The organism is Halorubrum sp. SP9, from assembly GCF_005435015.1.
Classification (GTDB): Archaea; Halobacteriota; Halobacteria; order Halobacteriales; family Haloferacaceae; genus Halorubrum; species Halorubrum sodomense.
The window spans coordinates 1-216 of sequence record NZ_SGXU01000780.1 but is presented as its reverse complement, the minus strand read 5'-3'; the positions used below and the strand labels follow the sequence as shown (position 1 = coordinate 216).

Genomic DNA, 216 nt, shown 5'->3' with positions numbered 1-216 from the left:
GGGCGCGTCCGCCGCTCGCCCGCGATCCCGCCGTTTAAATACGATCCGCGGTAGGTTCGGGCATGAAGTTCTGCGACGAGTGCGGATCCATGATGAAGTCCGGCGAGGGCGAGGACCACTGGGTGTGCGACTCCTGCGGCCACGAGATCGGGCGCGACGAGGGCGACGACGAGTGGACGACCGAGTCGCAGGTGGAGTCGGAGATCGTCGACGTGA

Annotated in this window: 1 pseudogene; it reads left to right on the top strand. The window is 66.7% G+C overall.

What is annotated here, in order from left to right:
- Positions 1-62: 62 nt before the first annotated feature.
- Positions 63-216 (top strand): annotated as a pseudogene (locus EXE45_RS19290) (transcription factor S); the annotation flags it as partial.